We start from the raw sequence: 3,990 nt of genomic DNA on the forward strand, positions 1-3,990 counted from the left end.
GGCGGCGGCGACGTGCCGGGGCTCAATCCCTGCATCAAGGCGGTGACCTGGCGCGCGGGCGAACGCGGCTGGGAAGTCGTCGGCTTCCGGCGTGGCTGGGAAGGGCCCCTCCATTACAATCCCGACGACCCGGAGGGCAGCGAGAAGCACCTGATGCGCCTCGATCACGAGGCCGTGCGCACGATCGACCGGACCGGCGGCACGGTGCTCCACACCTCGCGCACCAATCCGCGCCGCGTGAAACCTGAGAAGTTGCCGGACTTCCTGAAAGGCAGATTCGATGTTGCGGCCGACGGTACAGTCGATTGCACGCCGCATATCCTCCGCGTCATGGAGCATCTCGGCATCGACGTGATGGTGACGATCGGCGGCGACGGTACGCTGACCTTCAGCGCGCATCTTCACCGGCAAGGCTTCAAGCTCATCTCCATTCCGAAGACGATGGACAACGACGTCTTCGGCACCGATTACTGCATCGGCTTTTCGACCGCCGTGTCGCGTTCGGTCGGGCACATCAATTCGCTGCGCACCTCGACCGGGAGTCATGAACGCATTGCCGTCGTCGAGCTCTTCGGACGGCTCTCGGGCGAGACGGCGCTCATTTCGAGCTATCTCGCCGATGTCGACCGCGCTTTGATCGCGGAGGTTCCTTTCGACGTCGACCGGCTTGCGGAGATGATCGTCCGGGATCGCGCGCGCAATCCGGCGAATTACGCGATGGTCGTGATTTCGGAAGGCGCGAAGATGCTGGGCGGCGAACTCGTCCAGCATGGCGAGGCCGACGATCACGGCCGCCGGCGTCTCGGCGGCATCGGCCAGCTTCTCGGCGAGGAGATCACGCGGATCACCGGCGTCGATGCGATCAGCCAGAGCCTCGGCTATCTGATGCGCGCGGGCGCGCCGGACGCGCTCGATCAGATGGTGGCGAAGAGCTACGGCACGCTCGCCGTGCAGATGATCGCGGAAGGCAAGACCGGTCTCATGACGGTCGTGCGCGACGGCAAGTACGACACGGTGCCGGCCGACACCTGCATTCAGGGCCGCCGCCGCGTCGACGTCGCCGCGCTCTACGACGCGGAGACCTATCGTCCCCGCATCGCCCATGTGCTCGGAAAGCCGATGTTCCTGAACTGAGGGCCTCCTCAGCGCATCAGCATCATCATCTTGGCGGCTTCTTCGCCTTCGATCAGCGAGAAGCCCATGCGCTCGTAAAGCGCGTGGCCGTCCTTGGTGCTCAACATGATGCGGCGGACCTTGGCGATGGCAGGATCGCTGACGACCGTCTCGACGAGCCACTTGCCAAGACCGTGGCCGCGATGCACGGGCAGCACATAGACATCGCTGAACCAGGCAAAGCGCGTCATGTCGGTGACGAGGCGCGCGAAACCCGCCTGCTCGCCGTCCGGCGAATACATGCCATAGGCGCGCGAGTTCAGAATGCTTTCCCAGAGGTCGTCGACCGGCACTTCGCTCGCCCAATAGGTGGCGCGGAGCATGCGCAGGATCGAGTCCCTGTCGAGCTTCGTCTTGTCCGTGTTGATCTCGAAGCCATGACGCAACCAACTCATCGTGTCTGCTGATCCTTGTTGCTTTTGTTAGCGGGCGCCCGCGCGCTGGGCGTATTTCCAGGCTTCCTGCGCGAGAGGACGCACGTTCTGCGACATGGTCTTCGCATGCTCGCTCGACGCCGTGCCGTCGCGCACGCGGCCCGCGATGCCTTGCAGAATTCCTGCGAGGCGGAAGAAGTTGTAGGCGAAATAGAAATCGAGATTGTCGATGCCGGAGCGATTGGTGCGCTCGCAATACATCGCGATATATTCGTCGAGCGTCGGGATGCCGAGGCTCTTCAGGTCCGCCGTCGCGATCGAGCCCGTGCCGCCGCCGGTGCCCTGACCCGGCATCACCCATTGCATGCAGCTATAGGTGAAGTCGCCGAGCGGATGACCGAGTGTCGACAGTTCCCAGTCGAGAACCGCGATGACCTTGGGCTCGGTCGGATGCAGGATCGTATTATCGAGCCGGTAGTCGCCGTGAACGATCGACGTCGAGTCGTCCTGCGGCACGTTCTCCGGCAACCACTCCATCAGCTTGTTCATCTCGACGATGGTTTCGGTTTCCGAGGCGACATATTGCTTCGACCAGCGCGAGATCTGGCGGATGAAATAATTTCCCGGCTTGCCGAAATCGCCAAGCCCGATTGCCGCGTAGTCGACCATGTGGAGCTGCGCCATCGTCTCGTTGAGCGACGAATAAATGGCGCGTCGCGTTGCCGGCTCCTGGCCCGGCAGCAGCGGCTCCCAGAGCACGCGGCCCTCGACCATGTCCATGATGTAGAAGGCTGTGCCGATGACGTCGTCATCCTCGCAGAGGCAATAGGTGCGCGGCGCGGGGAAGCCGACGCCATGCAGCGCGGTGATGACCTTGTATTCGCGATCGACGGCATGGGCGGAGGGAAGAAGCTTCCCCGGCGGCTTGCGGCGCAGCACATATTTGCGACCGGGCGTGATGAGCTGATAGGTCGGATTCGACTGGCCGCCCTTGAACTGGCGCACCTCGAGCGGACCCGCGAAGCCTTCGACATGCGCGCGCATATAGGCTTCGAGCCGGCCTGCATCGAACCGATGAGACTCGACCACGTCCTTGGTGCCCGAAAACTGTTCCTGGCGGCTTGCTTCCGCCGGCGCTCCGTCGCTCATCTGTTAGCCTCCCGAACCTGTTTTATCTGTATACTGATTATGACGCAAGCCATGTTTGCGGCCGCGCGGTCAGGCCGTTTGGTGCTCGCGTTCGATCGCGCGCCAGCCAATGTCGCGGCGGCAAAAGCCCTCCGGCCAGTCGATGAGATCGACGGCGCGATAGGCGGCGGCCTGTGCCTCGGCGACGGTCGCGGCTGTCGCGGTCACATTGAGCACACGCCCGCCGGTGGCGAGAATGCGGCCGCCGTCGGCGCGCGTGCCAGCGTGGAAGATCTCGACGTTCGGCAACGCGCCCGCCGCGTCGAGCCCCTTGATCTCGGTGTCCTTGCGATAATCGCCCGGGTAGCCGTTCGCGGCCATGACGACGGTGAGCGCCACGTCGCTCTTCCAGTCGAGCGCAATCCGGTCGAGCGTGCCGTCGTGGCAAGCGATGAGCGCCGGCAGGAGATCGGAGGCGAGCCGCGTCATCAGTACCTGCGTCTCCGGATCGCCGAAGCGCGTATTGTATTCGATGAGCTGCGGGCCTTTCGCCGTGATCATCAGGCCGGCGAAGAAGACGCCCTTGAAAGGCGTGCCGCGCGCCCGCATCGCCTCTGCGGTCGGCTCGATGATTTCCTTCATCACGCGGGCGATCATTTCGGGCGTGAGAATCGGCGCCGGCGAATAAGCGCCCATGCCGCCGGTGTTCGGCCCCTTGTCGCCGTCGAAGACGCGCTTGTGATCCTGCGCGGTCGCGAGCGGGAGCACGGTCTTGCCGTCGCAGAGCGCGAAGAAGCTTGCTTCCTCGCCGTCGAGAAATTCCTCGACCACGACTTCGGCGCCGGCCGCGCCAAAGCGGCCACCGAAGATGTCGTCGATGGCCGCATTCGCCTCCGCGACCGTTTCGGCGACGGTCACGCCCTTGCCGGCGGCGAGGCCGTCCGCCTTGACGACGATGGGTGCACCGTTCGCGGCGACGAAAGCCTTTGCGCGCGCCGCGTCGGAGAAACGGCCATAGGCGGCGGTCGGAATTCCGAATTCGGCGCAGAGGTCTTTCGTGAATCCCTTCGAGCCTTCGAGCCGCGCGGCGGCGGCGCTCGGGCCGAAGGATTTGATGCCTTCGCGGTCCAGACGGTCGACAAGGCCGCCGACCAGCGGATCCTCGGGGCCGACGACGACGAAGCCGACAGTCTTCTCGCGGCAGAAGGCGACGATGGCGTCGAAATCGAGCGGCTTCAGGGGTACGCATTCGGCGACCTGCGCGATGCCGCCATTTCCCGGCGCGCAATAAAGCCGTGTCACCAACGGGCTTGCC

General features: G+C 64.5%; 4 protein-coding genes. 1 reads left to right on the forward strand and 3 read right to left on the reverse strand.

Annotated features, from left to right (window positions below):
• The coding region (locus tag VMR03_RS08545) for a 6-phosphofructokinase (RefSeq protein ID WP_325404205.1) at nt 1–1,134 on the forward strand (1,134 nt) is incomplete at its 5' end.
• A gap of 8 nt (nt 1,135–1,142) precedes the next feature.
• Here the strand turns inward: VMR03_RS08545 and VMR03_RS08550 are convergent.
• From VMR03_RS08550 to purD, 3 genes are all read right to left on the reverse strand, one after another.
• Nucleotides 1,143–1,568, reverse strand: coding sequence for a GNAT family N-acetyltransferase (locus VMR03_RS08550; RefSeq protein ID WP_325404207.1), 426 nt, complete (start codon nt 1,566–1,568; stop codon nt 1,143–1,145).
• A gap of 27 nt (nt 1,569–1,595) precedes the next feature.
• Nucleotides 1,596–2,696 carry a phosphotransferase gene (locus VMR03_RS08555; protein WP_325404209.1) on the reverse strand — a complete coding sequence of 367 codons (1,101 nt, stop codon included), beginning with the start codon at nt 2,694–2,696 and terminating at the stop codon, nt 1,596–1,598.
• A 69-nt stretch (nt 2,697–2,765) separates the two neighbouring features.
• Nucleotides 2,766–3,990: phosphoribosylamine--glycine ligase (gene purD / locus VMR03_RS08560; protein ID WP_325404211.1), on the reverse strand; the 1,225-nt coding region annotated here is incomplete at its 5' end.

It is taken from the genome of Parvibaculum sp., from assembly GCF_035511255.1.
Classification (GTDB): Bacteria; Pseudomonadota; Alphaproteobacteria; order Parvibaculales; family Parvibaculaceae; genus Parvibaculum.